2 protein-coding genes are annotated in these 3,472 nt (G+C 65.4%); both read left to right on the top strand.

What is annotated here, in order from left to right; all coding sequences use genetic code 11:
- Window positions 1–398: 398 nt before the first annotated feature.
- Window positions 399–1,622: an acetyl-CoA carboxylase biotin carboxylase subunit family protein gene (locus ACESL5_RS09145; RefSeq protein WP_372592473.1), complete on the top strand. Its 1,224-nt coding sequence runs from the start codon at window positions 399–401 to the stop codon at window positions 1,620–1,622.
- 33 nt (window positions 1,623–1,655) lie between these two features.
- The coding region (locus ACESL5_RS09140) for a hypothetical protein (RefSeq protein ID WP_372592472.1) at window positions 1,656–3,472 on the top strand (1,817 nt) is incomplete at its 3' end.

Raw genomic sequence — 3,472 nt, 5'->3', positions numbered from 1 at the left:
TCCGGTCCACCCTCCACCAGCACCAAGGGGCGCACCTGCCACTCGAGCCTGTCCCAGTAGGTCTCGGCCAATGCCGTCGACGGGATCAGGGCCACGGTGGCAGCGAAGAAGACCATTGCAGGAGCGAATCGGTTCAGACGGTTCATGGTGCCTCCGGCACGATGCATCAGACCACCAGATTAGACCCGAACGCCCTGCCCGTCCGTCCGGCGTGTGGCCGGACCTGTGGGCCGCAAGCACCGTCACGATACAGGCGGCATTCGGCCCTTCGGCCACGTGACCGATTCCTGTCGTCTAGGCTCTAGTCCATAACTTTTCCGATTCGCGCGGCATCCACGGACGTGCCGGTAAGTCCGTGTCGGCTCGATAAATCCATTTCGCCCGAATCAGAGGTACCCATGGAGAAGAACCCCGAAAAAGGCTTTGTCGCGTTGCTGGGCTGGTCGCTCAACGCCGTCGAGGCCGCGGAAACGTTCGATCGCCGCTACGTCGTGGTTGCACCCGACTGGGCCGAGGAATACTGCGAGAAGCACGACATTCCCTACATCCAGTGGAACTTCGAGCGGCTGAACGATCGATCCCTGGAGATCGCGCACACCCTGCAGGAAAAGGGCGTGGACGTCGCCATCCCGCTCTACGAGGAGACGGTCGAGTGGGCCGGGGCGATCAACTCCGTGCTGCTGGACCAGCCCAAGCTCTTCGGCCAGTCGATGCTGCTGCGCGACAAGGCGCTGATGAAGCGTCGCGCCCAGCTCGGCGGCATTCGCGTGGGCATCTTCGAGGAAGCGCATGACAAGGAAGACGTGGTGCGGTTTCTCAAGCGGGTCAACCAGACCCTGCTCAAGCTCGACGGCGATCCCAACGACCCGATCCACCTCAAGGCCTTCGACAAGGCCGGCTGCCTGGGTCACCGCGTGATCCGAACGCCCGACGAGGTCGATTCCATCCCGGACGAGGAATTCCCAGTACTGATGGAATCCCACCTGGACGGCTGGGAATTCGCGGTCGAGGCCTGGATCCACAACGGCAAGATCCGCTTTCTCAACATCTCGGAATACGTCACGCTGGGCTACTCGGTATTCGTCCCGGCCACCCCGGAACTGGAGCGATACCGACCGCAGATCACCGCGCAGATCGAGAAACTGATCAAGACCTTCGACATCGATTTCGGCTTCATTCACCCCGAGTACTTCGTCACCAACGACGGCGAGATGTACTTCGGCGAGGTGGCCTATCGCCCACCGGGCTTCAAGGTGTTCGAACTGCTGGAACGCGCCTACGGCTTCAACGCCTACCAGGGGCTTATCCTGTCCTTCGATCCCAAGACCACCGAGGAGGAGATCACCGCGTTCTTCCCCAGGGAAGTCGTCGATGCCAAGGGTGTGGCCGGGTGCTTCGGTGTCTACCCGCGTCGCCGCGTGGTCAGCCACCTGGAAATGCCGGCCGAGACCGAGGACCACCCCTACTTCGAGTCGCATGAGCTGACCGCGCCACTGGAGGAGACCGTCACCAAGCGCACGGCGTTCGGCACGCACTGGGGACTGATCTACTTCTTCGGCGACGATCCGCACCGCATGCGCGATCTGCTCAAGCGCCAGGAGGATCTGGACTTCTATGTATAATCCCGCGCCATATCCCGGGCACGAGGAGCCTACGTGAGCAGCGAAGCCGACGAACAAGCGGCCGGGGCCCTTCTGCCCGGGCTCCTGCAACGACTCGACGAGGCGATCGAGGCCCTCGATTCCGCGCCCGAATTCTCCAAGCCCGCGCGGCTTAGGCGGGTCCTGGACGGGGCCAAGCGGGTCCTGCTCCAGGAGGGAGGCCCGGCCGCCATCGAGGCGCGGGCAGAGGCAATCGAGGCCGCAGGGACCTTCAACGGGTCGGACTGGGCCTATCCCGAGATCCTGATCCCGTCGCTCTCCGCCCACGCGCTGGGCAGCGCGGACGCGGATACCGTGGTGATCGAGGCCCTGAGCGACCTGCGCATGCTCGCGGTGGCCCGAGGCGCCTACCCGCATCCGCGGCTGTCGGCCGAGAACGCCCACCATCACCTGACCCAGGTGCTGGCAATCAACCTGCAACGACTGTTCATGCCGCCCAGCGAGGCCGAGCGGGAGACCCAGGGGCGCCTGGCGCTGCTGTCACGCGCCCTGCTCGGCCACCTGGCCGACCGGATCGGTTACGAGCACATCGTCGACCAGTTGATCGACGAAATCTGGCGGATATTGCAGCAGCGGCCCATCCAGACCGAGCCGGTCAAGCAGATGATCACCCAGATCGCCATTTGCCAAGGCAGCCCGGACATCGACCTGGGCAGCAGCGGCCAGGGTGCCGACCGCCTGGTCAGCAGCCTGTTCGGACCGACCCAGGCCTGCCGCGAAGACCCCGGCGTGGCGGTCTACAAGGAACGGCTGGAAAGCATGGATGGCGTGGCACGGCAGAACGAGGCGACCGGCTTCGCGCGGGCCATGCACGACACCGGCCTGGTGTCGCCCTACCACGCGGTCCTGCTCCGTCACCTGACCGACTACGGCGATCATCTGCTGTCGGAAGCCATGGGGCTGTCGTCGACCGGGCGGGACTGCCTGCTCTGCTACAGCGAGCTGGTGCACGCGCTGATCGACCAGTCGGTGTTTCCGGAGACGGCCCAGGCCATCTACGGGCTGGCCCTGATGCTCGAACGCGGCATCCTCTACCAGCCGCCGGTGGCCCCGGCCCTCTGGCGACAGCTGAGCCTGCCGCTGTCGGCCTGGTCACGCGAGCGCCTGGCGATGGCCTTCGGCGAGGGGGTACCGCCGCGCACCCGTCTGCTGGAAGGCGTGCTCTGCATGCTGGGCCAGCCGCTCGGCGTGGGCCAGGGCAACAACCCCACCTGCCAGTCCGCCCGCGCCCTGTCGATGTGGGCGTACAACGACCCCGACTACCTGCTGCAGATGGTGGCCTGGGCGGCGCGCGACGACGAGATCATCATGCACTTCGAGGGACAGCCGATCTCCTCGATGGCCTCTCTCAGCGGTGTCGCCGAGACGCTGCCGATCGATCTCGACCCCGTTTCGTTGCTGGTGGTGCCGCATCTGGACCGCATCTACGCCGAGATGGGGCGCCGCTGCGTCGGCCGCGAAGGCGACCCGCACCGCTGGATCAATCCGGAGTTCCACGGCTGGTGGTCCGGGCGCGGCTTTCGCATCAACGTGGACGTCGCCACCGGCAAGCTCGAGGCGCTGGAGGAATTCCTTCGGCACTTCTACGCGAGCTACCACCCGTACTACAACGGCAACCAGCCGCTGATCCACCCGCAACCGATCGGCATTGCCGCGACCGACAGCGCCGCGCGCTTCATCGGCTGGCACGCGATCACCCTGCTTCGAGTGTCGCTCGACCCGCAGGAAGTCATGCGGGTGTACTTCTACAACCCCAACAACGACAGCGGTCAGAACTGGGGCGATGGCGTCCAGGTGAGCACCGCCGGCAA

Origin of the sequence: Guyparkeria sp. (assembly GCF_041687595.1) — a bacterium.
Classification (GTDB): domain Bacteria; phylum Pseudomonadota; class Gammaproteobacteria; order Halothiobacillales; family Halothiobacillaceae; genus Guyparkeria.
This window is presented reverse-complemented; position numbering and strand designations above follow the sequence as displayed.